The sequence below is a fragment of the Streptomyces sp. NPDC030820 genome (genome assembly GCF_055572075.1).
In genome coordinates this window covers 153407-178679 of record NZ_JBVIEB010000009.1, presented here as the reverse complement: position 1 = coordinate 178679, position 25273 = coordinate 153407, and the positions used below count along the sequence as shown (strand labels likewise).

Genomic DNA, 25273 nt, shown 5'->3' with positions numbered 1-25273 from the left:
GACGGGAAACCGCCGTAATGGCAGCCTGGCTACAGGGAGCAGGCGGGCTATCCCCCAGCCCGCACGACTCCGCGCCGCGCGGACGAAGCCAACAGCCACAGGCGTGTTGGTGTCTGCCTGATCCGAAGCGTGCGTGAGGGTATTCAACATGCCGGGAATGGAACCGCAGTCGGCCAGGCCGAAGCGTCGCGAGGACGGGGCCCTTGGCAAAAGGGCTGTGCGGGAGGCCCTCGTCTCGTTGACGGGCTTGCTGCGCGTGGTGGTCGTCAACCCCGCCGGTCAGGAGATCGGCCATTTGCTGGATGTGATCTGCCGGTGGAACGGCGAACGGTACCCGGCGGTGTCCGGGCTGGTGGTCAAGGTCGGCCACCGGGCCGCCTATGTGCCGGTCACGGCGGTCGCGGACCTGGCCGCCGACGGCGTGCGGCTGAACTCGGCCCGGCTGGACCTGCGGGACTTTCAGGTGCGCGACGGCGAGGTACGCCTCGCCCACGATGTACTGGACCACCAGCTGGTGGACGTCGACGGGGTCCGCGTGATCCGCGCCTCGGACCTGTATCTGGCCCGCGTGGACGGAACCTGGCACCTGGTGGGCGCAGAGGTCGGGCTGAAGGTCCTGCTGCGCCGCATCGGACCGCGTCGCCTGCACCGGCGGCCTGCACCGGAGAAAGTGCTGGACTGGGCCGCCATCCAGGCGCTGGGCGGCCCGGAGCGCGAGGGCACCGCAGCGAGGCAGGTGCGGCTGCGCGCCCCGAACTCCGCCCTGAAGACCTTGCGTCCGGCGGAGCTGGCCGACCTGCTGGAGGACCTGGGCCGCGGTCCGCGCAGCGAGCTGCTTCAGATGGTCGAGCCCGGCAAGGCCGCGGACGCGCTGGAGGAGATGCACGCCGCCGACCTCGAGGCGCTGCTGCGCGAGGCCCCCACCGCACAGGCCGCTCGGCTGTTGGAGGAGATGGAGCCCGACGAGGCCAGTGAGGCGCTGCGCGACGTGCCCGAACAGGAGCGGGAGCGGCTGCTGGGCGCGATGCACCCTCAGCAGGCTGACCGGCTGCGCAGGCTGCTGGGCTACGCCGAGGGCACGGCCGGTGCGCTGATGACGTCCCTGCTGGTCACCACCACCGCCGACCGGTCGGTGGCGGACGTGGTGGCCGAGCTGCGCGGGCAGGCCGAGCACGCCGCCGACCTGGACGCCGTGTGCGTCCTCGACGGTGACGGCGCGCTGGTGGACGACGTGCCGGTGGTGCGGCTGCTGCTCGCCGAACCCGGCACCCGGCTGGCTGACCTCGTCCAAGAGCCGCCCTCGGTGACCGTCGCCCCGGACGCGCCGCTGAGCGAAGTGATCGAGCGGCTGACCGACACCCGCCGCCATTCCGTCGTGGTCGTCGACGACCACAACCGTCCCGTCGGCCGGATCCTCGCCGACGACCTGGTGGACGCCCTCGTACCCGAACGCGGCCGCTTCCGCGTCTTCCGCCTCGTCCCCTGATGCGAAGCCGCGCGCCTCGTTGGTGCCCACATAACCGAGAGGAAAGGCCACGGTCATGGAGCGGAACTCCACCACGGCACCCGCCGTCCCCGACGTGCCCGCCACGGCTGCGCCGGACCGGCCCGCGCCGCGCTGGAGGCGCCGCCTGGTCACTGCCCTGGCCGTCGCCGGTCCCGGCCTGATCGCCGCCAACGCGGGCAATGACGCGGGCGGGATCGCCACCTATGCCTCGGCCGGAGCCCAGTACGGCTACCGCACCCTGTTCTTCATGCTCCTGGTCACCGTCGCGCTGGTGGTCGTGCAGGAGATGTGCGCCCGGCTCGGCGCCTACACCGGTGTCGGGCTCGGCGGGCTGATCCGCGAGCAGTTCTCCGTCCGTGTCTCCGCCTTCGCCCTGCTATGCCTGATCATCGCCAACCTGGGCCTGGTGGTCTCCGAGTTCGCCGGCATCGGCGCCGCCCTCGAACTTCTCGGCGCCTCCCGCTATATGGCGGTACCGCTCGCTGCGGCGGGAGTGTGGGCGCTGGTGGTCTTCGGCTCCTACCGGTACGCGGAGAAGATCTTCCTGGTGCTGTCGCTGGCGTTCTTCACCTACCCTCTCGCCGCCGTCCTCGCCCACCCGGACTGGGGTGAGGCCGGAGCCCAGCTGGCCTGGCCGCACTTCGTCGCCGGCAAGGACTTCCTGCTGCTCGGGGTCGCGCTGATCGGCACCACGATCACCCCGTACATGCAGTTCTACGTCGCCGCTGCCGTCGCCGACCGCGGTATCGGCCCCGCCGAATACCCGCGGGAGAAGACCGACACTGTCGCCGGATCGATCTTCGCCAACGCCATCAGCATGTTCATCATCATCGCCACGGCCGCCGCGATCACCACTCGGGCACCGCTGGACTCCGCGGCGCAGGCCGCCTCGGCGCTGAAGCCGGTGGCGGGCCGCTTCGCCGCACAGCTCTTCGGCCTCGGGCTCCTCGGCGCCTCGGCACTGGCCGCCGCCGTGGTCCCGCTGTCCACGTCCTACGCCGTCGCGGAGGCAGTCGGTGTGGAAAGCTCCGTCTCCCGCCGTTTTCGCGAAGCCCCTTTGTTTCTCGGGCTGTTCTCGGCACAGATCCTCATCGGCGCCGCCATCGCCTTGATCCCCGGCAACCTGATCCAGCTTCTGGTGCGGGCCCAGGTCGTCAACGGTCTGATCACCCCCATCCTGCTCACCTACGTCCTCACCCTGGCCAACCGCCACAGCGTCCTGGGCGCAGCCGCCAACGGCCCCCTCTTCCGCGCCGTGGCCTCCGTGTGCGTGTCCGTCATCGCCCTGCTGTCGGCCGTCGTTCTGATCCAGACCCTGCTGGGCTGGCTCGGCATGGGCTGACCAAGGTGCGCCCCACCGCACGGTCCACGCTCTGGCCGCAAAGCTCGATCCTTCGAGTAGTTCTGCAGGAATCGGGAGATAGATCTCGCGCTGATCACCGACACTCGGGCGACATGGGTCGACCGACGCGAAAGCGGGTGCCGACAGCACTTCAGCCATCGACACCCGCTGATCTGCCGCCGCACGCAGCGACGGTCACAGATCGGCGCCAGCTCCTGCGGTCCTCCCGCTTCTCGGCGATCAAGGCCTCTGAGGTGAGGAACAGGCCGGCGATGGACGCCGCGTTGTGCAGGGCGGAGCGAGTGACCTTCACGGGGTCGATGATCCCAGTGGCGAGCATGTCGACCCACTCGCCGGTCGCGGCGTCCAGGCCGTGGTCGACAGGCAGGGTGCGGACCTTCTCCACCACGACTCCACCCTCCAGACCAGCGTTGCGGGCGATCTGCTTGAGGGGGGCGGTCACCGCGCGGCGCACCATCTCCACGCCGGTGCGCTCCTCGTCGTCCACCCTGTCGAGGACGACGTTCCGGCCCTTGGGGCCGAGCGTCACCTTCACGGCATCCGCGAGCTGGTTCATGCCGCGCTCCAGCGCGCGGCGCGCCTCCTCCTCATAGGTGATGATCCTGGCAGCCACTGTTGCGAATCCTCCGCATCGATGCCCGGGTCGACAAGGGCGGAGCAGCGCGACGCCCGCGACGATTCGCCCGTGCGACCACGCGCTTCGCTCAGGGCCGCGCGAGCACGTCACCCGACCCGGTCAATTGGCACTCCCGGCGGGAGAGTGCCAATTTTTCGTGGAGCACTTCCGCCCGCCCGGAGCAAGCGGGAGGCAGTGACCAGTCCGGCGGCCTGCGGGTGCGCCGAACAGGTGCCGCCGGGACCTTAGCTAAGGCAAAGGAAGACTGGCGGGCGCACAAAGATCAAACACTTGGTGTGAGCTGCGACATTGCCATCGAACGCGACGGGCCGTCACGCTGAGGCGAATAACGGACGTCAAGGAAAGCAGCTCCTTATGGCCGATCATGTGCACGTGCGACTCAGTCAGGGGCTGAGCGTGTCCGAAGCCGGGGAACTGATCGAGCACTCCCATTGCCGCTGCGGAGCCACCTTCACCAAAGTGTTCACCGCCAACGACGGGGAGCCGGAACAGCCACCCAGCTCCTGACTCGTAACTCCGGCGGACGCACTCCGTCAGCGCCCCACCGTTCCCAGCCGACTCCGCCGACGAGCACCAGGGCCGCTTGGAACGGCACCCTCGTGCGGCACGTTCAGCGCGGACGGCAACTGGTTCCACTCACCAGACCCTACGGCGCCCGGCTTGTTCCATGGACGGCGACAGACCTCGGGTTGACTCGAGGCCTAAGGAGACCTCGATCCGCTCGGTTTCGAGAGTGTCACCGAGGAGCAACTGTCGGCTGAACGTCCCCGCGGGCCGCTCGTCGATCACCGTGTCGGTGTTGTCGCCGTACGCCGGCTTGCGAGGCGGTCGGCGTTACCGAAGGCACACAGACTGTGCAGGAGATTGAGTCCGGTGTGGAAGTGCTTGCGCATACCGGCACGCTGGGCGACCCCGATCGGCTCACGCATCAGCACGCGCATGCGACCGCACCTGCCGGACGCGCGTCCCCGGATGGTCCTGCTCAAGCAGGTGAGTGGTCCTGACCCGCGTGGCTCGCTCGGTGGGCAGGACGGGTGGCACCGCACCCGTCCGTGGTGTCAGCGGTCGACTCGGTGTCATCGCCATGCTCTGCTCAACGGCGCCCGTCGGCCGCGCGACACGACCGAACCGGCGTAACTGTCCGGGGCACACCGCCGACTCGGCGGAGCCTTGACGCGCTACGGCCATGATGAGGCCCGCGCGTGCGGCGCCGCGCTATTGGGCTTCGTTGGTCGGTTGCGGCTTGTGACAGCCGGTAGGGAGCGCGGTTGCCGTCGCTCAGCATTGTGGATCGTCAACTCCAGGCCGGTCGAGTGCGGCCGCTCCCGCGAGACCGTCAAGCGTTTCAACCTGGCCGGACGGGCCGAGAACGGCTACTGCGCGGGCCACGGCCGCTGGGCGGCTGCCACTCGACCAGCACGATGGTCGCGTCGTCGCTGAGTTCGTTGTGCTGGGTGGGCGAGGACGGCGTGGATGCGCAGGCGGAGGACCTCCGGGGCGTCCTGTCCGGCCGCCGTCGAGCGGATGACGTACTCGGTGAAGCGCGTGATTCCACGACGCCGTCGGTGTAGAGCAGTATCCGGTGGCCGGGTTCGAGGGCGGTCTGATGCACGGCCCGGGCTCCGTCGGCCAGGTCGGCCGACGTACCCAGCTGGGGTTCGGTGGGTCGTACCAGGGCGTTGTGAAGCAGGCGCTGACGGTGGATCAGCGAAGGGGCGGAAATGGCCGCAGTTACCGGTAGTTCGTTAAGTCCGGCGGTGGCGTGGGTTGACGGCAGTTCGGCTTGGTCGTAGGCCGGCGGTAGGAGTCAACTGCCGTGCTGGGGGCTGTAGATGACCGCTCGCCGTCCGTGTCCGTCTGCGCCAGGCGTTGGAGGAGTACGCGGTCCGGTTCGACGACCTCTTCTTCAGTCTGGCCGCATCCTGCTCCCCACGGTGATGGGGACAGCGGAGCCGGCGCCGCGGTGCGTGGGCGCCTCAACCAGGTCCGCCCAGCACGATCTTCCACACTCGGGTCGCCACCTGGAGGTTGAGCCGGTCCTCGACGTTCGCGAGGTCGTGGCCGCTGATGTCGCGGATGCGCTGGAGCCGATAGCGCAGCGTGCTGCGGTGGATCGCGAGGGAGTCGGCGGTCTCGTCGTAGTTGCCGCCGCAGTCGAAGTACCGGGACAGGGTCTCCACCATAGCCGCGTGGTGCCGGGCGTCGTAGTCGATGAGCTGCCCGAGCCACTCGTGGACGAACGTCTCCAGTTCCCGGTAATCGTTGCCAGGTCCCAGGATGCGGTAGAGGCCGAGCTCGTCGAAGAACGTCGTGCCGTAGTGCTCGCGGGAGTGGCGGCGCACGTCCAGGGCGCGCTGCGCCTCCTGGTAGCGGTGGGGGATGTCGTCCAAGGAGTCGCAACGGGGGCTCACCCCGATCGTCGCGGACCGTGTCCCGGTCTCCAGGGCGAGCGCCTCGTACAGTGCGCGGGCGTGCGGCCTGTCGTCGGCGATAAGGACGACGTGGTCGGAACGTCGGGTCAGCAGCGAGCGCATGCCCACGGCAGAGGCCGCCCGGCCCACGGTCTGTGCGAAGGAGTCGTCCGCAGTCCGGTTCGACCGCTGCACCACGACGACGTAGTGGCTGCGGTGCAGGTCGTGTCCGACTGCCTCGGACCGGGCGTAGGCGCTCGCATCGTCAGTCCCTGCCAGGAGGTCGTCGACCAGCTCGCGGTGCAGCCTCAGCTCCACTTCGGCCAGATTGCGCAGGTGCGCCAGTTCCAGGGCGAGCGACGTGGCGGCGTGTTCCAGGGCGAGCACGGTGTGCTCGTCGGCCTCGTCCCGGGCATCGACCAGGGCCAGCACGCCCAGGATCTCGCCGTGCGGGCGGACCAGGGTGATCAGGCGGTCCTTTATCCGCACCGGCCCGACCTCTCGGGCGACGGCGTGCAGCATTTCGTCTTGGCGGACTGGGTCCGGTTCCGGATAGGGGTCGGGTCGGCTAGGGCCGGTCCAGGACCTCAGTCGACCGAAGCGGTCCTCGACCAGCGCGGGGAGTCCAGTGAGCCCGTGCAGTGCGCGGGTGATGGCTTCCTCGCCGCCGCCCGAGGCAGCGACGTCGGCCATGAGCGCGTGAACGGCCCGCTGGTACCCCAGCTCAGCCGCGACGGAGATCAGCTGCCGCTGGAGGGCTGTGCGTTCCTCCCTTAGCCGGTGCAGTTCCAGCGCGTCCTCGCGTTGGCGGCGGTGTGCGAAGGCGACTGACAGTGCAACGGCGGTGTGTCGGACGAGCGTGACGAGCAGGGAGTACTCGGCCTCGGTAGGCCGGGAGCGGGACGTCACCACGAGGTAGCCGTGGAGCCTCTCAAGTCCGCGGAGTCCCAGGGCCCGGGCCCAGGGCCAGCCGGGTACGGTCACAGGGCCGTCTTGCCCGGCCAGCTCCCGCACCCTGCAGTCCACGGCCGGGGCATGGATCTCCCCGTTCCGCGGGCTGGGGACCAGGTCGTCGTCCACCTTGAGGTATCCGGCCTCGGCGCTGTATGGCCCTGCGGCGGCTACGTGGTCCATGGCCAAGCGCAGGATCTCGCCTTCGTCCGGGGTGTCGAACAGGGCGTGGGAGAGCGCCATCAGTTCGTGGGGGGCATGGTCGGCTGGGGTTGGAGCGGGTGGGCGAGGCTCTTTGCGCGCGGCCCTGGGGTGCCGCCCGGCGCTGCCCCGCGGAAGGCTGCCCTCCCGGTCGGAGCGCCGGCGGTACAGGTTGTGCGCCCGGCTGCCGACCATGGGATCACTCCGTTCTCTCCAACCCTACAGGGAGGCGAGCGGTGTTTCGCGTACCCGCGCAGGATCGGCATATCCGAGATATCCGGATGATTCCCTTCGTGCTCGTGGGGGGACCGGACCCGTGCATTTCTGACTCGCCAGGCCCAGGCGTGGAGCCACTCGGCTCGCCACCCTGGGGAGTGTTCGAAACCCTCCGTGCGCGCCGGTAGGAAGGGTTGAGTGATGGCCGGGCAGCGTCGCAGGCCGGTTGCCTCGTGCAGTACGTACCGGGAAGCCGAACACACCGTTGACCACCTCTCTGGCCAGGCGTTTCCCGTGGAGACGGTGGTGATTACCGGCCCGGACGTGCGCGTTATCGAACGTGTGATCGGTTGGATGGACCACGGCAGGGCCGCGGTCGAGCGGTGCGTTCTCCGGTGTCCCGATCGGCTGGCTGTTCGGCCTTGTGAGCTGGCTCGACCCCGTCCTGTCCGCCCTGCTCCTCGCGCTGTACGGGCTGATCTTCGGAGTGATCGGCGGCGCGCTGTTCGGCATGCTGCTGCAGGCCTTGCAGGGCGGTCGCTGGGACTTCGCCTCGCTCCGCTCGATGCAGCCGAGCCGGTACGAGGTCGTGGTGGACGAGGTGGTCGCCGACGAGGCTGTACGGCTGATCGGCGGGCTGCAGACCACGGGCGGAGGTTCCACCCGTATCTGAACGAACATGATCCGGAGAGTCGGCGCAGGCGCCGGACCGGGAGGAGTTCCTCATGGCGAAGGCAGTGGGCATCGACCTGGGCACCACCAATTCGGTGATCGCCGTGTGGGAGGGCGGCGAGCCGTCCGTCGTGCCCAACAGCGAGGGCAACCGCACGACACCGTCCGTGGTGGCCTTCACCGACACCGGGGAACGTCTGGTGGGTCAGCTGGCCCGGCGCCAGGCGATCCTCAACCCGAAGGGCACCATCTACTCGGCCAAGCGGTTCATCGGCCGGCATTTCGACGAGATCTCCGACGAGGCCAGGGCGGTGGCGTACGACGTCGTCGAGGGCGACGGCGGGGCGGCCCGCTTCAAGGTACGCGACAAGCTGTACGCGCCTGAGGAGATCAGCGCCCAGGTGCTGCGGAAACTCGCCGACGACGCTTCCAAGCAGCTGGGGGAGCGGGTCACGGAGGCGGTCATCACGGTGCCCGCCTACTTCAATGACGCTCAGCGCACCGCCACCAAGGACGCCGGACGGATCGCGGGACTGGAGGTGCTGCGGATCATCAACGAGCCGACGGCGGCTGCCCTCGCGTACGGCATGGACAAGAAGCAGCACGAGACCGTCCTCGTCTTCGACCTGGGCGGCGGCACCTTCGACGTGAGCATCCTCGACGTCGGCGACGGCGTGGTGGAGGTGCGCTCCACCGCCGGCGACAGCCACCTGGGCGGCGACGACTTCGACCGGCGTCTGGTGGACTACCTCGCGGACGACTTCCAGAAGGAGAACGGCATCGACCTGCGCAAGGACCCGCAGGCGCTGCAACGCCTGTTCGAGGCGGCGGAGAAGGCCAAGACCGAGCTCAGTTCGGTGACGCAGACGCAGGTGAGCCTGCCGTTCATCACCGCCGACGCCTCGGGCCCCAAGCATCTCACCGACTCGATCATGCGGTCCACGTTCGAGCAGATCACCAGCGACCTGGTGGAACGGTGCCTGGGACCGGTCGAGCAGGCCATGGCCGACGCCAAGGTCGGCGAGAGCGACATCGACGAGGTCATCCTCGTCGGCGGTTCCACACGTATCCCGGCGGTCCAGGCCCTCGTGCGTCGGCTGACCGGCGGCAAGGAACCCAACATGAGCGTCAACCCCGATGAGGTCGTGGCCCTGGGCGCCGCGATCCAGGCCGGGGTGCTCAAGGGCGAGGTCAAGGACGTCCTGCTGCTCGACGTCACACCCCTGTCGCTGGGTGTCGAGACACGCGGTGGCGTGATGACGAAGATCATCGAGCGGAACACCACCATCCCCGTCCGTCGCACCGAAACCTTCTCCACCGCCGAGGACAACCAGCCCGCCGTCGACATCGTCGTCCTCCAGGGCGAGCGCGAACGGGCCGCCGACAACCGGGTGCTCGGCCGGTTCCAGCTCACCGACATTCGCCCGGCGCCGCGGGGCGAACCACAGATCGAGGTCACCTTCGACATCGACGCCAACGGCATCCTCAACGTCAAGGCACGTGACCGGGACACCGGCAAAGAACAGGGCATCACCATCAGCGAGAGCTCCAACCTGGACCGCAGCGAGGTCGAACGCATGGTCCAGGAGGCCGAGCGCAACCGGGGCCAGGACCAGGCACTCCGCGAGGCCGTCGACGCCCGCAACGAGCTCGACGCCGTCGCCTACCAGGTCGAGAAGCGCCTCGCCGAACTGGGCGACGCAGCGCCCGCGCACGAGAAGGCACGCGCCGAGATGCTCGTGTCCGACGCCCGGGCGGCGGTCAAGGAAGAGGCGGGTGTGGAGCGCGTGCGGCCCCTGACCTCCGAACTCCAGCAGGTGCTCGCCGGGCTGGCGGCCCATCAGGGCGCCGCTACCACAGGCGGTCCCGGCCAGGACACCACCGGGGGCGGCGCGACCGGTGGCCCGGGCGGCGGTGGCGGTGACGACGACGTCATCGATGCCGAGTTCGACAAGGACTGAGGCGCGCCATGCCCAGCCGCTCCCAGGAACCCGACCGGGCCGCGTCCGAGCCGGTCGAACCGGTCCCGGAAGGCGCCGTACGCCCTCCGCGTGGGGATTTGCCGCAACCGGGTCCGCCGCCCCGGCCGGAAGCGGCGAACGGCGAACCGGGACCCGATGCCGCCGGCCCTGCGCCTGCCGAGGACGAGTACACGACCGCGATCCAGGAACTGGAGGACCGCTGGCGGCGCGCGCTGGCCGACCTCGACAACCTTCGCAAGCGTCACGCCAGGGAACTGGAGCGGGAGCGGATGGTCGAGCGGTCCCGTACGGCGGCCGCCTTCCTGCCCGTCCTGGACAACCTCGAGCTCGCCCTGACCCATGCCGGCGCCGATCCGGGTGCGATCGTGGAGGGCGTCCGGGCGGTCCGCGACCAGGCGGTGAACGTCCTCGAACTGCTCGGCTACCCGCGGCACGCGGAGACCGGCGTCGCCTTCGACCCGGCCCGGCACGAGGTGGTCGGCGTCGTCCAGGACCCCGACGCCCCACCGGGCACCGTCGTCGAGGTGCTGCGTCCCGGCTACGGGGACGGCGAACGGCAGCTCAGGCCCGCCGCCGTGACGGTCGCGAAGCGGGAGTGACCGGTCATGGCACGGGACTTCTACGAGGTGCTGGGCGTGTCGCGGACCGCGAGCCAGGACGAGATCCAGCAGGCATATCGCAAACTCGCCCGCAAGTACCACCCCGACGTCAACAAGGACCCCGGGGCGGAGGAGCGTTTCAAGGACCTCAACGAGGCATACGGCGTCCTGTCGGACCCGAAGACCCGGGCCCGTTACGACCGCTTCGGCGAGGACTTCCGCAAGATCCCCGAGGACTTCGACGAACGGGTCGCGGCCGGAGCGGGCGGCGGCTTCCGCGCTCGGAGGACCGCAGGCGGTGGCGGTCCTCGCGTCCGGTACGCCACCGGCTTCGGCGACGACTTCGGCGCGGAGGGCATCGACATCGAGGACCTGCTCAGCTCCATGTTCGGAGCCGGCGCCGCCCGAGGCGGCGTCCCCGGAGCGGACCAGGAGGCCGAACTGCCGCTCACCGTCGAGGAGGCGTACCGAGGCGGCCGTCGCACCGTCACACTCGCCGGCCCCACCGGGCAGCCGCGGCGCTACGAGGTCGACGTGCCACCGGGCGTCACCGACGGGCAGCGCATCCGGCTGGCGGGTGAGGGTGGCCAGGGCAGTGGTGACGCCGCCGCGGGCGACCTGTACCTGCGGGTGCGTATCCAGCCCCACCCCCGGTTCCGGCTGGACGGCCGTGACGTACACGTCCAGGTCCCGGTCGCCCCCTGGGAGGCGGCCCTGGGCGCGACCGTGCCGGTGCCCACCCCCAGCGGCGGCACGGCCAAGGTCACGGTGCCCGCGGGCTCGTCCAGCGGCCGGCGGCTGCGGCTGCGCGGCGAAGGCATGCCGAACCCGCGAGGCGCGAACGGCGACCTGTACGCCGAACTCCGGGTCATGGTGCCGCCCGCCCTCGGCGACCGGGAGCGCGAACTGTTCGAGGAGCTCGCCGCCACCTCCTCGTTCGACCCCAGGAGGACGCGATGAACGACCGACCCGCGGGAGCGGGAGGCATCGGCCGGGCCGGCGTGGGTGACGGTCCGGTACGGGCGGGCGCCGACGTCACCGCCTCGGCGGCTGTCCGGTACGCGCTCGTGCCTGTCCCCAGGCTCTCGCTGAACGCCGTGGCCCGTCGCTCGGGCCTCCACCCCGATCTGATCCGCCGGTTCGTCGCCCTCGGCCTGGTCGACGCCGAGCGCGACGCCGCGGGGCACTTGGTGTTCGACCCCACGGCCCCGGCGGTCCTCGCCCGCATCCAGCGGCTGCGCTCCGGACTCTGCCTCAACTACGCATCCATCGGCCTGGTGCTGGACCTGCTCGACCGCATCAGCCTGCTCGAAGCCGCCCTGCGCCGCGCCGGCACGAGGAGTGAAACACCCCCATGGACATGAACCGTCTCACCCAGAAGTCCCAGGAAGCCCTGCAGGAGGCCCAGACCGCGGCCGTCCGCATGGGGCAGACCGAGGTCGACGGGGAACACCTGCTGCTCGCGCTTCTCGATCAGGAGGACGGTCTGATCCCGCGGTTGCTGCAACAGGCCGGCACTGAGCCGAAGGAGCTGCGCGCTGCCGTGCGCGAGGAACTCTCCCGCCGCCCGAAGGTCACCGGCCCCGGCGCGGCACCCGGCCAGGTCTTCGTCACTCAGCGCCTGTCCCGCCTGCTCGATGCCGCCGAACGGGAGGCCAAACGCCTCAAGGACGAGTACGTGTCCGTGGAGCACCTCCTGCTCGCCCTGGCCGAGGAGGGCTCTTCAACCGCCGCCGGGCGACTGCTCAAACAGGCCGGCATCACCAGGGACTCGTTCCTGAGCGCGCTCACCCAGGTCCGCGGCAACCAGCGCGTCACCTCCGCCAACCCTGAAGTGGCCTATGAGGCTCTGGAGAAGTACGGCCGTGACCTCGTCCTCGAGGCTCGGTCCGGGCGGCTGGACCCGGTCATCGGCCGGGACGCCGAGATCCGCCGCGTCACCCAGATCCTCAGTCGCAAGTCCAAGAACAACCCCGTCCTCATCGGCGACCCCGGCGTCGGCAAGACCGCCATCGTCGAGGGCCTCGCCCAGCGCATCGTTCGCGGCGACGTGCCCGAGGGCCTGCGCGACAAGACGGTGTTCGCCCTCGACATGGGCTCCCTGGTCGCCGGCGCCAAGTACCGCGGCGAGTTCGAGGAACGCCTCAAGGCCGTGCTCAGCGAGGTCAAGGCCGCCCAGGGGCGCATCCTGCTCTTCGTCGACGAACTCCACACCGTCGTAGGCGCGGGCGCCGCCGAAGGGGCCATGGACGCGGGCAACATGCTCAAGCCCATGCTCGCCCGCGGCGAACTCCACATGATCGGCGCCACCACCCTCGACGAGTACCGCAAGCACATCGAGAAGGACGCCGCCCTCGAACGCCGCTTCCAGCAGGTCCTGGTCGACGAGCCGAGCGTGGAGGACACCATCTCCATCCTGCGCGGACTGCGCGAACGCCTCGAGGTCTTCCACGGCGTGAAGATCCAGGACACCGCACTGGTCTCCGCGGCCACCCTCAGCCACCGCTACATCACCGACCGGTTCCTGCCCGACAAGGCCATCGACCTCGTCGACGAGGCGTGCGCCCGGCTGCGCACCGAGATCGACTCGATGCCCGCCGAACTCGACGAGATCACCCGCCGCGTCACCCGCCTGGAGATCGAGGAGGCGGCCCTGTCCAAGGAGACTGACCCCGCCAGCAAAGCCCGCCTGGAGGAACTGCGCAAGGAACTGGCCGACCTGCGCGGCGAGGCCGACGCCAAACACGCCCAGTGGGAGGCCGAACGGCAGGCCATCCGCCGCGTGCAGGAGCTGCGCCAGGAACTGGAGCAGGTCCGCCACGAGGCGGAGGAGGCCGAACGCGCCTACGACCTCAACCGCGCCGCCGAACTCCGCTACGGCCGCCTCCAGGACCTGGAGCGCCGGCTGAAGGCCGAGGAGGAGCAACTGGCCACCAAACAAGGGCAGAACCGGCTGCTGCGCGAGGTCGTCACCGAGGAGGAGATCGCCGAGATCGTCGCAGCCTGGACCGGCATCCCCGTCGCCCGTCTCCAGGAGGGCGAACGCGAGAAGCTGCTGCGCCTCGACGAGATCCTGCGCGAGCGGGTCATCGGCCAGGACGAGGCCGTCAAGCTCGTCGCCGACGCCATCATCCGCGCCCGCTCCGGCATCCGCGACCCACGCCGCCCCATCGGCTCGTTCATCTTCCTCGGCCCCACCGGCGTCGGGAAGACCGAGCTGGCCAAGACCCTCGCTCGGGCCCTGTTCGACTCCGAGGAGAACATGGTCCGCCTCGACATGAGCGAGTACCAGGAGCGTCACACCGTCAGCCGGCTCATGGGCGCACCGCCCGGATACGTCGGCTACGAGGAAGGCGGCCAGCTCACCGAGGCCGTACGCCGCAAGCCGTACTCGGTTGTGCTGTTCGACGAGATCGAGAAGGCGCACACCGATGTCTTCAACACCCTGCTGCAGGTCCTCGACGACGGCCGCATCACCGACGCTCAGGGCCGCACGGTCGACTTCCGCAACACCGTGATCATCATGACGTCCAACATCGGCTCCGAGCACCTCCTCGACGGCGCCACCGCCGAGGGCGAGATCAAGCCCGACGCCCGCGCCCTGGTGATGGGCGAGCTGCGCGGGCACTTCCGCCCGGAGTTCCTCAACCGCGTCGACGACATCGTGCTGTTCAAGCCGCTCGGTGAGCGGCAGATCGAGCGCATCGTGGAGCTGCAGTTCGACGAGCTGCGCCGCCGCCTCGCCGAACGTCGCATCACCGTCGAACTCACCGATGCTGCCCGGGAAGTGATCGCCCACCAGGGCTACGACCCGGTGTACGGGGCCCGGCCACTGCGCCGCTATATCTCCCACGAGGTCGAGACGCTGGTCGGGCGGTCCCTGCTGCGCGGCGACGTTCAGGACGGCGCGACGGTCCGCGTCGACGCCGAACACGGAGAGCTGGTGGTCACCTACGCCCAGCCCGACGACGTGAAGGGAGCGCGGGCGGCATGAGCACGATGCAGGCGACAACCGTCAGTTGTCCGAACTGCGGGCGCACCAACCGGGTGCCCGCAGCCGCGGAGGGCCGACCCAGGTGCGGCCACTGCAAGCAGCCCCTACGGTGGATGGTGGACGCGGGCGACGACGACTTCACCGAGGTCGCCGAGCGGGCCGATGTCCCCGTCGTGGTCGACCTGTGGGCCACCTGGTGCGGCCCCTGCCGCATGGTGAGCCCCGCGCTGGAGAAGGTCGCCGACGATCTCGCGGGAACGATCAAGCTGGTCAAGGTCGACATCGACAAGAACCCGCGCCTGGCGCGGCGGTTCGAGGTCCAGGCGGTACCGACGCTGCTGGTCCTCGACAAAGGACAGACCATCGCCCGGCAGTCGGGTGCCGCACCTGCCCCTGCCCTACGGCGGTGGGTGGAGCAGTCGATCGCGGGCCGCGAACCGTCCGGGAAAGGGTGATCGGCCATGACCGTACGGACCGACCCCCACCTCGCCCTCGTACGCCCCGTCACCCCGCGTGCCCCGGGGTGCGAGGAGTGCCTGGCCACGCATTCCCCCTGGGTCCACCTCAGGCTCTGCCTGACCTGCGGCCACGTCGGCTGCTGCGATTCCTCGCCGAACCGGCACGCCCGCCGTCACGCCGCCGCCGACGGCCATCCGATCGTGGCGTCGCTGGAGCCCGGCGAGGACTGGCGGTGGTGCTTCGTCCATGAGGCGTTCGTGTGATGTCCGGCGACGAGACGCGGCCCGGCGCAGCGCCTGTGCCGGACGAGGCGGAGGAGAGCGTCCCCTTCGAGACGCCCGACATCTACGGCGCCTATCCCCGCCTGTCGGGCGACCAGATGGCCCGCCTGGCGCAGCACGGCCGGCGGCACGCGGTCGACGCCGGTGACGTGCTGATCCGGGAGGGGGAGCGGTGCGAGACGTTCTACGTCGTCCTCAGTGGTTCGGTCGCCATCGTCGAGGGCTACGGCACGCCCGATGAACACCTGCTACGCGTGCACGGCCCCGGCCGCTTCATCGGCGAACTCGGCCTCCTGAACGGACAGGTGGCCTTCTACACCGCCGTGGTCAGGGACCCCGGCGAGATTCTCGCCCTGTCCATGGACCAGCTGCGTGACCTGGTGACCCGGGACTCCATCCTTGGTGATGTGGTGCTGCGCGCCTGCCTGGGCCGCCGTGCTCTGCTCGTCGGGCAGGGCGCTGGTTTCCGCATCATCGGCTCGCGCTATTCGCCCGACACCCGGCGGCTGCGCGAGTTCGCCGCCCGCAACCGGCTGCCGCACCGCTGGATCGATCTGGAGACGGACGAGGAGGCCGAGGCGCTGCTGCGCCGCTTCGCGGTCGGTCCGGAGCAGACGCCGCTGGTGATCTGGCGGGACACGACCTTGCTGCGCAATCCGAGCAACGCCGAACTGGCCCGGTTCATCGGCCTGCCGCCCCTGCCGTCGGGCAACGGCCACGGCGATCTCCTGATCGTCGGCTGCGGTCCGGCCGGTCTCGCCGCCGCGGTGAACGCCGCCTCGGAGGGCCTCGGCACGACCGTGGTCGAGGCGATGGCCACCGGTGGCCAGGCCGGGATGTCCTCCCGCATCGACAACTGCTTCGGCTTCCCCTCCGGCATCTCCGGCGCCGAACTCACCGAGCGCGCTGTGCTCCAGGCGGGCAAGTTCGGCGCCCGGATCAGCGTCCCGGCGGAGGCGGCCCGGCTCGAACCGCGGGGCGGCCACTACGCCGTCAGCTTCGCCGACGGCAGCGAGATCACCGCCCGCACCGTCGTCCTGGCAACCGGCGCCCGCTACCGCCGCCTCCATGCACCCGGCATCGAACCGTTGGAGGGCGCGAGCGTCCACTACTCGGCGACCCTCTACGAGGCCCAGCAGTGCCGTACCGACCCGGTGGCGGTGGTCGGCGGCGGCAACTCCGCAGGCCAGGCCGTGCTCTTCCTGGCCGGGTACGCACCACAGGTGTATCTGCTCGTCCGTGGGCCGAGCCTCGAGGCGCACATGTCCCGCTACCTGATCGATCAGATCGAGCGCCACCCGCGGGTGCGCGTGCTGCTGCACACCGAGATGACCGAGGCACTCGGCGACAAGGCGCTGGAGGCGGTCACCGTGGTCGACCACCGTATGGGCGAGCACCGCCACCTCGCGGTGCGGGCCCTGTTCGTCTTCACCGGCGCAGACCCTCACACCGAGTGGCTGTCCGGCGCGCTCGCCCTCGACGCGCGCGGCTACGTGCTCACCGGCGCGGAGGCGCAGGCGTGCTCCGTTCCCGAACTGTGGCAGAGCCAGGGCCGCGACTGCCTGACGTTGGAGACCAGCCTGCCTGGCGTCTTCGCCGCCGGCGACGTCCGCAGCGGCTCGGTGAAGCGTGTGGCCTCCGCGGTCGGAGAAGGCGCGATGAGTATCCACTTCGTGCACCGCTACCTGGGCCACGCGGCCGCGCCGGGCGGCACCGACAGCTCCCCGTACACCCGTCCGAAGGAGTCCGCTTGGCTCGCATGACGCCCAGCGGGCGAGGAGAAGGAGGCGATGGGAATGACCATGCCCGTCCGGCGCCACCGCGGTGGCGCAGTGCAGCACAGGCCCCTGGGCTGGGCACGCGATCCGCTGACGGAGTTCGACCAACTGCTCGGCGAGATGAGCGGACTGATCGAATCCACGGTGGGAGGCGTGGCGCCCGCAGTCGCGTGGACACCACTGGCGGATGTCACGGAGTCCGACGACGCCTTCCACGTCGAGATCGAACTCCCCGGCGTCAAGAGCAAGGACATCGACGTCGAAGCCAACGGCCAGGAGCTGGTGGTCACCGGAGAGATCAAGGAGAAGGAACGCAAAGGCGTCCTGCGCCGGAGCACCCGCCGCACCGGAGCCTTCGAGTACCGGCTGCGGCTGCCCGGAGAGGTCGACACCGAAAAGATCAATGCGCAGATGTCGGACGGGGTGCTGACCATCACCGTCCCCAAGGCCGAGGTCGCAAAGCCGCGGCACGTCGAGATCAGCCAGACGAGTGAAAGCACCGAGAGCAGCGGCTGAGACGCGAACGCCGCGGTTCCGGACACACGTCCGGCACCGCGGCCGGGCCGGCGACGCTCGACACCCGGGTGACTCATGGATGACGTCCCGCGTCACAACCCCTCGGCGGCGGAGCCGCGGCACGCGGCTCCCCACCGGCTGCGGACCTGTCCATACCCGCCTGTTCTGTACCTTCCGAGCAACAGCCCATGGCCCTGAACAAGGAGGCGTGGCACGACCAGCACTGACGAGTTCGGTGTCGTGACGACCAAGGTCCCCGCCCGGCCGGCCGGCTGCGTGGTCCCGATTCCATTGGCGGATCGTCATTCGTTTGGGAGCCGTCTGGATTCTGGACGGGCTCGAAGTGACGATCGTCGTGGTGGTTGCCGCCCGGCGCGACAGCGCACCGGGCGACCCTCATGACCAGCGGTGACCGGGGCAGAAGGAAGGCAGCTATGAAATACGACGGATTCCTCGCCCGTGTGCGCGAGCGAGGCGAATACAACGACCAGGCCGAAGCCGCGGACGTCACCAACGCCGTGCTGGAAGTGCTGGCCCAACGGATCAGCCCGGGAGAGGTCAAGGACCTCGCATCCCAGCTGCCCGGCCCGCTGGGACAAGTTCTGGACCATGCCACGCCGCAGCAGGCGCGAGGCTTCGGGATCGAAGAGTTCTACCGCCGGGTCGCCGAGCGCACCCATGCCCGGCCGCGTACGGCGCAGTGGGACGCCAGCGCGGTCCTGACCACCGTTGCCGACGCTGTCACCGGCGGAGAGCTGAACCAGATCATCAGTCAACTCCCCTCGAGTTACGCGGTCCTGTTCGGCAAGGCCGACCTCGCGGACTGAGCTCGTGAGGCGCCCAGAACGAAAGCCGGCGCCACGGCTGCGCTCTCCGGCTCTTGCGGTCACCGGTCAGGGGGCTGCCACTCGAACATCAAGATCGTGGCGTCGTCGCTGAGTTTGTTGTGCCGGTGCTCGAGGATGGCGTGGATGAGCAGGCGCAGCGCTTCCGGGGCGCTCTGCCCCGCTGCGGTCGAGCGGATGATGTAGTCGGTGAAGCGCTCCAGGCCGAACTCTTCGCCTGCCTCGTCGCGTGACTCTACGACGCCGTCTGAGTAGAGCAGTATTCGGTCACCGGGTTCGAGGCTGACGTCGTGCACCTGACGGGCGGTCCCGCCGAGACTGGCGGGTAGACCCAAAGGAGGCTCAGGTGGCCGCTCCAAGGCATTGTGGAGCAGGCGGTGGCGACGGATGAGCAACGGGGGCGGGTGGCCGCAGTTGCACCAGCGCAGCACACCGGTGGGCATGTGCAACTGGGTGAAGACACCCGTGCAGAACTGTTCCGGAAGCCACTTCGCCAGTGCCTCGTCCATGGTGCCCACGAGTTCGTCCAGGTCTGCCCCGCTGCGCCGGGCGTTACGGCAACCTGCCATGGCGACAGAGGTGGCAAGTCCGGACGCCAGATCGTGCCCCATGCCGTCAAGGATCGTGGCGTGCAGCACGTCCTCGGTGAACGCATGGTCGAAAGCATCGCCGCCCAGTTCGTACGCAGGCTCCAGAACCGCCGTCGAAACGACCCGCCCGGTGCCGATCGAGCGGGGAGGAAGAAAAGCCCTCACCATCTCCGTGGGCAGGTGCATCGGCCTGGTACGCATGCGCTGTGCGATGGTGTCGCTGTAGGTGCGCTTGGATGTGATGATCAGTGCGAGGAGCAGCGCCGTCGTTCGACAGCGCCGCAGCTTGAGCCCGTCCAGGGTGCTCATGTTCAGCTCCACGACGCCCAGCCGCTCCGCTCCGTCGGCCAGAGGCAGCCATACGTTCAGTCCGCCGGAGGGGACTTCTTCCACTCGGAGAGAGTCGGTGCGGTAGGCCCATCCGGCCAGCGAAGTGTCGAGCTCCAGTTCCGGCTCGCTTTCGACAATCGGCACCAGCAGTCTTTGCTGGATGTCGACCAGATAGACAACGGCCCTGCCCAGACCCATGGCCTCGGCATACCGGTTCAGGACCACGGGCAGTTCCGCAGGTGATGCCAGCTGGGCTGCTCTGACCAGTTCCTCCAGCAGTCGCTCACCGGACCCGACGGACATGTTCCTGTCCATGCCTTCGATCATCCCCGCGAGATCGAGCCGCCACAATCTGAGCTCTCCGACATCCGAGATGTGAGCCGATCAGCCTGGGTGTTGGAGCTTGCCGTTGCGGATCGGTCGGGCTTCGGGATCGGCTGACGTCACGAGCCGGTCGGGGGATCGTGCGGATGCCCGCAAGCCGCACAGTGATCCGCTCCAGCAGCCGGCGGGCGCCCGCCGCGGTCTCGGCCAGCTCACCGCCCATGCCCGCTTTGGGCAGCACCTTGGACGTGGACGAGGGCCTGCGGCGAGCCAGCAGGTCGTTGCGGCAGCCGAGGAAGCAGAGCGCGCTGACGCTGTTTGGGCGTGGTCTGCACCGTCTGGTCCGGTCGCGACTCACAGCAGGAGGTCGAAGACGGCTCGGGCCTCGTCCCAGTGCTGGGTCTGGGGGTTTTTCAGGTCGGGGTGGAGGATCTTGAAGCTCTGGGCCAGGGCCAGGCTGAGTCCGCCGATGATGTCCGGATAGGCCGCCTCGGTCTCCTCGTCGGGCGTGCGGTCCAGAGCCGGGTGGGTGGCGAGCTGTTCCAGGATCGGTTTGAGTTCTACTTCCTGGTCGATCTTCCGGAAGTGGTGAATGCTCTCCTGCAAGCCTTTCGTGATCGGTAGGTCACAGGTCCGGATGAGGTCGCGCCCGTTGGCCTTGGCAGTGGCCTGGGCGACGGTCAGCAGATCGTAGAGCTTGGCGTCGACGAAGTCGCTGTAGCGCTTGAGATCGTTCTTGTCGACGTCCAGCCCCGCGGCCGCGCGGAAGAACCTTTCGAACCTGGCGATGGACATCACGGTCATGACGGCAACCTCCGGCTGCGGGCGCCGGGTGGGCTCCCGGCCCCTGGGCTTCCCGTTCAGCCTGGCCGACGGGGCGCGCGAACGCATGCGCATGCCGGGCCCAATTAGCCTTTCTGTATTGCCCTGCCAGGCCCAGGCGTCCGACTGCCCGGGTAGTCGGACGGGCGTGCGGATCGACAGCAGGGCGAACACCGCGTCGCGGAGCTGCCCCACGTAAAGGGTGACCCCAGATGTCGCTGCTCATGAGGCCGAACGCCGCGGTGGCGAACACGCCGGCGAGCGCTCGGGAGAGGCCGGTGAACAGCACAGCCAGGGCCGGTTGACGCGGACCATCCCGCCTAGCAGCCGCAACCGCCCGCGGACGTGCGGTGCCTCACTGGTGTACTGGATCCTCCCGGGTGACAGGGTGTTGCCGGACTCCGGGATCAGCGCTCCGATCACGCCGAGGGCCGCGCCCCTCAGCCGGTGGGCGGCGCGCATCAGGCTGAGCATGGGCAGCGACAGCAGCGCGATGTGCTCCGGCGGGCCGATCATGGCGATGACGGGGCGAGTGTTGTCCTGGTAGGGCCGGTCCGTTCTTCAGTCGCTTCGCGTCCTCCGTTGGCCATCCCGGATCGGCCACGAGGACGACGTCGAGCCGCGGCCGCTGGTGGTGAACAGGCGGCGCTGGGGGTGTGGTCACCGATCGCCCTGTACGCGAGGGTGCCGGTTTGTGGGTGTAGGTCGGCCCGGGATCGCGCGTCCGCCGAGCGCGGCGCAGCCAGGAGGCGGCGGCGCGGCCGACGCGACCCGGCAGGGCGTTCCGGCTAGGCTCACACCCGTGACGTGGCTGCGGGCCTTCGGGGAGGTCGTGCGATCCGGGCTCACGATCGAGGAGACGCGGCTGGAACCCCTGCTCGCGCTGCGTACGGCCGCTGGGGTGGCCATCGTCATCGGGCCGGCGCTGTGGCTGGTCTCCCCTGCGTATGCCGCGTCCGCCGCCCTCGGCGCCTACTCCGCGGGTGGGGCCACCTTTCAGCGCACCTGGCGTCCACGCAAGGTGATCGCGCTCGGCGCGGGCGCGGGTCTGGCGCTCAGCACCTTCGTGGGCTACCTGGCGGCGGGGCGACTCGTGACGTTCCTCCCACTGCTGGCCGTATGGGCCTTTGCCGCGGGAATGGCGTGGGCCGTCGGATCGACCGCTGGGATCGTCGCAGCGACGACGGTCGGCAGCATGCTGGTGACCATCACCCTTCCCACGAGCTTCGGGCGAGCCCTGGAGCACGCCGGGGTCATCGCGCTCGGGGGAGTGACGCAGGCCGTGCTGATCCTGCTGTTCCCGATCCGCCGTTGGGGGGCGCATCGTGACGCGCTCGCCGACGCCCTGGCCGCCGTGGCGGACTACGCCCGCCGGCTGCGGCACGACCCGACCGCCCCGTTCGACCCGGAGCCGTTGATGACGGCCCGTGACGCGGCCGCCGTGACACCGTCACAGGCCCGCGCCCGTCCCCCCGTCCTGCACGGCCCCCGGGGACTCGCCGAGCGCATTCGGCCGGTGGTCGCCGCGCTCGCCGACCCGGACGTCGGCGCCCCGGCGGAGGGACCCGGGCGGGACCGCGCGCGGGAGTTGCTCGACGCGGCCGCCGACGTTCTGGATGCGGTCGCCCGTTCGATCCGCCGCGGCACCCCCGCCGAGGTGCGGCCCGAGAGCACGGACGTCCTGCGCGTCGACGAGGAGCACGAGGTGCTGGAGGGCCCCGCGCGGCAGGCCGCCGAGCGGCTCGTGGAACTGCTCGGCGAGGCGTTGGAGATCGCCGGGAGCGGCTGCGCGCGCGGGAGGACGCCCACGCCGCCCGGCCCCGCGGGCGCCCAGTTCCTGGTACGCCCGACACTGTTCCGGCTGGTCCCGGTCGTCGTCCGGGCGGTGCGCCGTGAGCTCCGCCGGGACTCGCCCGTGTTCCGGCACGCCGTCCGCCTGGCGGCGGTGGCCACGCTCGGCTATCTGATCGCCGCCCGGCTCCCCCTGGGTCACGGCTACTGGGCACCCATTGCCTCGGTGATGGTGATGCGGCCGGACTTCCACCGGACGTACGCGCGTGCGGTGGCCCGTCTCGCCGGGACCCTGGCGGGGGTCGCGCTCGCCACCGGGATGGTGCGGGGCCTGGGCCCGGACGCCCATGTGTCCGGCGCGCTGGCGGTGGTCTCGGCGGGCCTGTCGTACACGCTGATCCGTACCGGCTACGCCTACTCCCAGTGCTTCACCGCCGCGTACGTCGTCTTCCTGCTCGGCATGGGCGGCCAGGCATGGGAGCAGACGGTCCCGGAGCGGGTGGTGCTCACCCTGCTCGGCGGAGCCCTGGCAATGCTGGCGTACCTGGTGTTCCCCGCATGGGAGACACCCCGACTGCCGGGCCGGCTTGCGGACTGGCTCGCCGCCAACGGCCGCTACGCGGCCGCGGTGCTCCGCAACTACGCCGAACCGACCCGAGAGCATCACGCCGACATGCGCAGGGCACTGCTGGAGAGCAGGGAGGCACGTGCCGCCTGGCAGGAGGCATACGACCGGGCAAGGCAGGAACCAGTCCGCCCCCGGGGGCTCACGTCGCGCGAGGCGCAGGAGGCGCAGGAGGCGCTCAAGGGGTTCGGCCGGGCAACGATGCTCATGGAGAGCCACGTCCCGCGGGCCGACAGCCGTTTCGTCCCCGAGGCGGAGCGGTTCGCCGAGGCCCTGGAGGCGGACACCGCGAAAGCGGCAGCCGACGTGCGCGAGCACAGGAATCCGGACTGGGGGCGCGTGGAGGAGGCGCTCCACGCGTGGGAGGGCGCCGCCGGGGACCGGAGCCCGGTCCTGCGGCGCGAGGCGGAACTGCAGAAGCAAGCCTTGGAGCACCTCGCGACGGCCGTGAGCCGCACACCCCTGGAACGGGACGTCGGCTCTGCTCGCGAGGAGCAGAGAGTGCGGGCGGCCGCGGCGGCCGAAGGTGACGGATCAGGAGCCGCGCACCGGAGTGGGTGACGAAGTCGGCGACGGGGAGCGCCCCGCCTCCTGGAGCGGGAAGTAGTCTCCCGGCCGCGTCGAGCGCCGCCACACGTACACCGCTGTCGCCATCACGAGGATCAGCCCCGCCAGGATGAGCAGTTCGATCCCCTCGACGTTCCACCGGAAGGACTTCTCCGCCTCGGCCGTCACGATGAGCACCCTGCGGATGCCGGCAATCAGGCCGACGACGAGGAACGGCTCCGCGTCGAGGGTCTGGTTCCTGATGGTGAGGCGGACGGTGTGGAGCAGCTCGGCCACGATGAACAGCACCAGGCTGCTGTCCAGGGCGGAGAGAACGACCGTTTCCTCGTGGTACGGCCCCTGGACCGACCGGATGACGTCATGGACGACCCCGACGGTCAGGATCCCCGCGAGCAGTACGAGGAGCGCAGCGACGACGAGGTGGATGCCGTCCTCGATGAGCTGTAGGAGGCCCTGTACCCGGCCGCCCTCGATCTTCGGGAGAATGGGTCGCACATTCAGCATGCTAGGGGTGCCACCGCCCGCGGGCGCGGCGTGCTGCCGAACGGGTGGACGGGCGCAGCCCTCCCTGTGATGGCAGCCTGGTGGAAGGGACGAGGCACGACGTCACCAGTCCTACCCGGCAGGACGAGGGTGTATGAGACAGCCCGACGCGGACACGACCGTCAGGAACCTGCGGCTCGTCTTGGTCGCCGACCCGGGCCTGCCCTCCGAAATCGCCCGAGACCTCGCCCCCCGTCTGCCGGAGCATCTGCGCCGCCGCATCGGCAGGGGCATCCGCTGGCAGGTGGACACTGTGACGGCGCCCTTGGTGGCAAACGAGCAGGTCGAGGTGTCCGACGTGGCCGAAATCGTCGGCACCCATCTCGAAAACGGCGACTGGGACATCGGCGTCTTGCTCACCGATCTGCCGCGCCGGGCGGAGCGCAACCCGGTCAGCATCGAAGTCGACCCGGAGCACAGGATCGCGCTGGTCTCACTGCCCGCCCTCGGCTCCCGGCGTCTGCGGCGCCGGGTGCGGCAGGTGGTGGTCGGCGCCGTCAGGCAACTGACCGCGCAGGACGAAAAACCGCTGGATTCCTCCGTCGGCCGTCCGGCACCCGCGGAGGAGTCCGACCGCGAACGCTACGTGGTGCCGGGGCTGCGCGGCCACGTCCGTCTGGTCCTGGGCATGGTGCGCGCCAACCGTCCCTGGCGACTGTTCGCGAGCCTCTCCCGCGCCATGGCCGGGGTCTTCGCCACCGCAGCCGTCGGCTTCATCAACGCCACGACCTGGCAGGTCGCCACCGCTCTGGGCATCCCGCAGCTGACGCTCATCGCCGCGCTGTCCACCCTCGCCCTCACCGCGTGGATCATCATCGACCACCGGCTGTGGGAACGCGCCGGGGACCTGCCTGGCGCCCACACGCCGCTGTACCCCTATAACCTGGTCACGCTCCTCACCATCGGGCTGGGGGTGTTCTTCCTCTACGCTGCGCTGTTCGTGACCCTCGTGGCGGTCTCGTTCCTGGTCGTGACCCCATCCGTCTTCGGCAGGATCGTGCACCACGCCGTCGGTGCCTCGGACTACCTCACGCTGAGCTGGTTCGTCACGTCCAGCTCCATGATCGGCGGTGCTTTCGGGACAGGACTCGAGAACGCCGAGGAGGTGCGCGATGCCGCGTACGGGCAACGCCACCGAAAACGTCAGCGGCAGCTGACCGAGGCCCGCGACCGGGCCAGGTGAGGACCCCTCGGCCGCGCAGTGTCAGGTTGGTGGATCGTGCTGTTGCGACTGCCCTGCCCAGCCGTGTCGAGCGTGTTCGCCTTCAT

At 70.0% G+C, this 25273-nt stretch carries 21 protein-coding genes and 5 pseudogenes; 18 read left to right on the top strand and 8 right to left on the bottom strand.

Going from position 1 to position 25273, the window contains the following annotated elements:
- Positions 1-157: 157 nt before the first annotated feature.
- Together ACZ418_RS25330 and ACZ418_RS25325 are read left to right on the top strand one after the other, a co-directional pair.
- Positions 158-1486 carry a magnesium transporter MgtE N-terminal domain-containing protein gene (locus ACZ418_RS25330; protein ID WP_468366896.1) on the top strand — a complete coding sequence of 443 codons (1329 nt, stop codon included), beginning with the start codon at positions 158-160 and terminating at the stop codon, positions 1484-1486.
- Between the two features lie 55 nt (positions 1487-1541).
- Positions 1542-2849 carry an NRAMP family divalent metal transporter gene (locus ACZ418_RS25325; protein WP_468366893.1) on the top strand — a complete coding sequence of 436 codons (1308 nt, stop codon included), beginning with the start codon at positions 1542-1544 and terminating at the stop codon, positions 2847-2849.
- A 151-nt stretch (positions 2850-3000) separates the two neighbouring features.
- On the opposite strand, the pseudogene ACZ418_RS25320 reads toward ACZ418_RS25325, so the two are convergent.
- A pseudogene (locus tag ACZ418_RS25320) lies at positions 3001-3348 on the bottom strand (TCP-1/cpn60 chaperonin family protein); the annotation flags it as partial.
- Positions 3349-4791: 1443 nt separating this feature from the next.
- On the opposite strand from ACZ418_RS25320, the pseudogene ACZ418_RS25315 reads away from it, so the two are divergent.
- A pseudogene (locus ACZ418_RS25315) lies at positions 4792-4905 on the top strand (IS982 family transposase); the annotation flags it as partial.
- On the opposite strand, the gene ACZ418_RS25310 reads toward ACZ418_RS25315, so the two are convergent.
- A complete protein-coding gene (locus tag ACZ418_RS25310; protein ID WP_468367398.1) occupies positions 4853-5140 on the bottom strand; it encodes a SpoIIE family protein phosphatase in 288 nt (95 codons plus the stop codon). The pseudogene ACZ418_RS25315 and the gene ACZ418_RS25310 overlap by 53 nt on opposite strands.
- A gap of 343 nt (positions 5141-5483) precedes the next feature.
- On the bottom strand, positions 5484-7265 hold the full coding sequence (locus ACZ418_RS25305; RefSeq protein ID WP_468366891.1) for a PucR family transcriptional regulator: 1782 nt from the start codon (positions 7263-7265) through the stop codon (positions 5484-5486).
- A 222-nt stretch (positions 7266-7487) separates the two neighbouring features.
- Here ACZ418_RS25305 and ACZ418_RS25300 point away from each other — a divergent pair.
- The 13 genes and pseudogenes from ACZ418_RS25300 to ACZ418_RS25240 all read left to right on the top strand — a co-directional run.
- A pseudogene (locus ACZ418_RS25300) lies at positions 7488-7601 on the top strand (general stress protein); the annotation flags it as partial.
- A 109-nt stretch (positions 7602-7710) separates the two neighbouring features.
- Entirely contained in the window at positions 7711-7959 is a 249-nt protein-coding gene (locus ACZ418_RS25295; RefSeq protein WP_468367433.1) for a hypothetical protein, read from the top strand.
- 52 nt (positions 7960-8011) lie between these two features.
- On the top strand, positions 8012-9919 hold the full coding sequence (dnaK, locus tag ACZ418_RS25290) for a molecular chaperone DnaK (RefSeq protein ID WP_468366889.1): 1908 nt from the start codon (positions 8012-8014) through the stop codon (positions 9917-9919).
- Positions 9920-9927: 8 nt separating this feature from the next.
- Complete coding sequence (locus tag ACZ418_RS25285) at positions 9928-10539, top strand: nucleotide exchange factor GrpE (RefSeq protein WP_468366886.1); 612 nt, start codon at positions 9928-9930, stop codon at positions 10537-10539.
- A gap of 6 nt (positions 10540-10545) precedes the next feature.
- The gene (locus tag ACZ418_RS25280) at positions 10546-11499 is read left to right on the top strand and encodes a DnaJ C-terminal domain-containing protein (RefSeq protein WP_468366883.1); all 954 of its coding nucleotides are present in this window, start codon (positions 10546-10548) and stop codon (positions 11497-11499) included.
- Positions 11496-11903: a chaperone modulator CbpM gene (locus ACZ418_RS25275; RefSeq protein WP_468366880.1), complete on the top strand. Its 408-nt coding sequence runs from the start codon at positions 11496-11498 to the stop codon at positions 11901-11903. Before ACZ418_RS25280 ends, ACZ418_RS25275 begins: the two co-directional genes overlap by 4 nt.
- Entirely contained in the window at positions 11894-14533 is a 2640-nt protein-coding gene (gene clpB / locus ACZ418_RS25270; protein ID WP_468366877.1) for an ATP-dependent chaperone ClpB, read from the top strand. Before ACZ418_RS25275 ends, clpB begins: the two co-directional genes overlap by 10 nt.
- Positions 14530-14988: a thioredoxin gene (gene trxA, locus ACZ418_RS25265; protein ID WP_159664889.1), complete on the top strand. Its 459-nt coding sequence runs from the start codon at positions 14530-14532 to the stop codon at positions 14986-14988. The genes clpB and trxA overlap by 4 nt, the downstream gene beginning before the upstream one ends.
- Positions 14989-14994: 6 nt before the next feature.
- Positions 14995-15255: a UBP-type zinc finger domain-containing protein gene (locus ACZ418_RS25260; RefSeq protein WP_263233558.1), complete on the top strand. Its 261-nt coding sequence runs from the start codon at positions 14995-14997 to the stop codon at positions 15253-15255.
- The gene (locus ACZ418_RS25255) at positions 15255-17036 is read left to right on the top strand and encodes an FAD-dependent oxidoreductase (RefSeq protein WP_468366873.1); all 1782 of its coding nucleotides are present in this window, start codon (positions 15255-15257) and stop codon (positions 17034-17036) included. The genes ACZ418_RS25260 and ACZ418_RS25255 overlap by 1 nt, the downstream gene beginning before the upstream one ends.
- Positions 17037-17069: 33 nt before the next feature.
- Positions 17070-17567: an Hsp20/alpha crystallin family protein gene (locus ACZ418_RS25250; protein WP_468366871.1), complete on the top strand. Its 498-nt coding sequence runs from the start codon at positions 17070-17072 to the stop codon at positions 17565-17567.
- A 240-nt stretch (positions 17568-17807) separates the two neighbouring features.
- Positions 17808-17958, top strand: a pseudogene (locus ACZ418_RS25245) (MFS transporter); the annotation flags it as partial.
- A 43-nt stretch (positions 17959-18001) separates the two neighbouring features.
- Positions 18002-18394, top strand: a complete 393-nt coding sequence (locus tag ACZ418_RS25240; RefSeq protein WP_355152069.1) for a DUF2267 domain-containing protein — start codon at positions 18002-18004, stop codon at positions 18392-18394.
- Between the two features lie 59 nt (positions 18395-18453).
- Here the strand turns inward: ACZ418_RS25240 and ACZ418_RS25235 are convergent, their stop codons facing one another.
- The 4 genes and pseudogenes from ACZ418_RS25235 to ACZ418_RS25220 all read right to left on the bottom strand — a co-directional run bounded on the left by ACZ418_RS25235 (position 18454) and on the right by ACZ418_RS25220 (position 20994).
- Positions 18454-19647 (bottom strand): PP2C family protein-serine/threonine phosphatase, encoded by a 1194-nt coding sequence (locus tag ACZ418_RS25235; RefSeq protein ID WP_468366868.1) that lies wholly within the window; start codon positions 19645-19647, stop codon positions 18454-18456.
- A 75-nt stretch (positions 19648-19722) separates the two neighbouring features.
- Positions 19723-19885 (bottom strand): annotated as a pseudogene (locus ACZ418_RS25230) (ISNCY family transposase); the annotation flags it as partial.
- A gap of 125 nt (positions 19886-20010) precedes the next feature.
- Positions 20011-20460, bottom strand: a complete 450-nt coding sequence (locus tag ACZ418_RS25225) for a DUF1931 family protein (RefSeq protein WP_468366866.1) — start codon at positions 20458-20460, stop codon at positions 20011-20013.
- A gap of 240 nt (positions 20461-20700) precedes the next feature.
- Positions 20701-20994 (bottom strand): hypothetical protein, encoded by a 294-nt coding sequence (locus ACZ418_RS25220; protein WP_468366864.1) that lies wholly within the window; start codon positions 20992-20994, stop codon positions 20701-20703.
- Between the two features lie 286 nt (positions 20995-21280).
- On the opposite strand from ACZ418_RS25220, the gene ACZ418_RS25215 reads away from it, so the two are divergent.
- Positions 21281-23455, top strand: a complete 2175-nt coding sequence (locus ACZ418_RS25215) for an FUSC family protein (protein ID WP_468366861.1) — start codon at positions 21281-21283, stop codon at positions 23453-23455.
- On the opposite strand, the gene ACZ418_RS25210 is transcribed toward ACZ418_RS25215, so the two are convergent.
- A complete protein-coding gene (locus ACZ418_RS25210; RefSeq protein ID WP_468366858.1) occupies positions 23429-23965 on the bottom strand; it encodes a phosphate-starvation-inducible PsiE family protein in 537 nt (178 codons plus the stop codon). The two genes, ACZ418_RS25215 and ACZ418_RS25210, sit on opposite strands and share 27 nt — an antisense overlap.
- 133 nt (positions 23966-24098) lie before the next feature.
- Here ACZ418_RS25210 and ACZ418_RS25205 point away from each other — a divergent pair, with 133 nt between their 5' ends.
- Positions 24099-25187, top strand: a complete 1089-nt coding sequence (locus tag ACZ418_RS25205) for a hypothetical protein (RefSeq protein WP_468366856.1) — start codon at positions 24099-24101, stop codon at positions 25185-25187.
- The last annotated feature ends 86 nt before the right edge of the window (positions 25188-25273 follow it).

What these genes read in the sequence shown, in the direction of transcription:
- ACZ418_RS25275 (WP_468366880.1), top strand. Translation starts at nt 11,496, where the DNA reads ATGAACGACCGACCCGCGGGAGCGGGAGGCATCGGCCGGGCCGGCGTG.
- ACZ418_RS25240 (WP_355152069.1), top strand. Translation starts at nt 18,002, where the DNA reads ATGAAATACGACGGATTCCTCGCCCGTGTGCGCGAGCGAGGCGAATAC.
- ACZ418_RS25285 (WP_468366886.1), top strand. Translation starts at nt 9,928, where the DNA reads ATGCCCAGCCGCTCCCAGGAACCCGACCGGGCCGCGTCCGAGCCGGTC.
- ACZ418_RS25225 (WP_468366866.1), bottom strand. Translation starts at nt 20,460, where the DNA reads ATGACCGTGATGTCCATCGCCAGGTTCGAAAGGTTCTTCCGCGCGGCC.
- ACZ418_RS25250 (WP_468366871.1), top strand. Translation starts at nt 17,070, where the DNA reads ATGACCATGCCCGTCCGGCGCCACCGCGGTGGCGCAGTGCAGCACAGG.
- trxA (WP_159664889.1), top strand. Translation starts at nt 14,530, where the DNA reads ATGAGCACGATGCAGGCGACAACCGTCAGTTGTCCGAACTGCGGGCGC.
- ACZ418_RS25330 (WP_468366896.1), top strand. Translation starts at nt 158, where the DNA reads ATGGAACCGCAGTCGGCCAGGCCGAAGCGTCGCGAGGACGGGGCCCTT.
- ACZ418_RS25235 (WP_468366868.1), bottom strand. Translation starts at nt 19,647, where the DNA reads ATGGACAGGAACATGTCCGTCGGGTCCGGTGAGCGACTGCTGGAGGAA.
- dnaK (WP_468366889.1), top strand. Translation starts at nt 8,012, where the DNA reads ATGGCGAAGGCAGTGGGCATCGACCTGGGCACCACCAATTCGGTGATC.
- ACZ418_RS25255 (WP_468366873.1), top strand. Translation starts at nt 15,255, where the DNA reads ATGTCCGGCGACGAGACGCGGCCCGGCGCAGCGCCTGTGCCGGACGAG.
- ACZ418_RS25205 (WP_468366856.1), top strand. Translation starts at nt 24,099, where the DNA reads ATGAGACAGCCCGACGCGGACACGACCGTCAGGAACCTGCGGCTCGTC.
- ACZ418_RS25305 (WP_468366891.1), bottom strand. Translation starts at nt 7,265, where the DNA reads ATGGTCGGCAGCCGGGCGCACAACCTGTACCGCCGGCGCTCCGACCGG.
- ACZ418_RS25260 (WP_263233558.1), top strand. Translation starts at nt 14,995, where the DNA reads ATGACCGTACGGACCGACCCCCACCTCGCCCTCGTACGCCCCGTCACC.
- ACZ418_RS25280 (WP_468366883.1), top strand. Translation starts at nt 10,546, where the DNA reads ATGGCACGGGACTTCTACGAGGTGCTGGGCGTGTCGCGGACCGCGAGC.
- ACZ418_RS25325 (WP_468366893.1), top strand. Translation starts at nt 1,542, where the DNA reads ATGGAGCGGAACTCCACCACGGCACCCGCCGTCCCCGACGTGCCCGCC.
- clpB (WP_468366877.1), top strand. Translation starts at nt 11,894, where the DNA reads ATGGACATGAACCGTCTCACCCAGAAGTCCCAGGAAGCCCTGCAGGAG.
- ACZ418_RS25210 (WP_468366858.1), bottom strand. Translation starts at nt 23,965, where the DNA reads ATGCTGAATGTGCGACCCATTCTCCCGAAGATCGAGGGCGGCCGGGTA.
- ACZ418_RS25220 (WP_468366864.1), bottom strand. Translation starts at nt 20,994, where the DNA reads ATGATCGGCCCGCCGGAGCACATCGCGCTGCTGTCGCTGCCCATGCTC.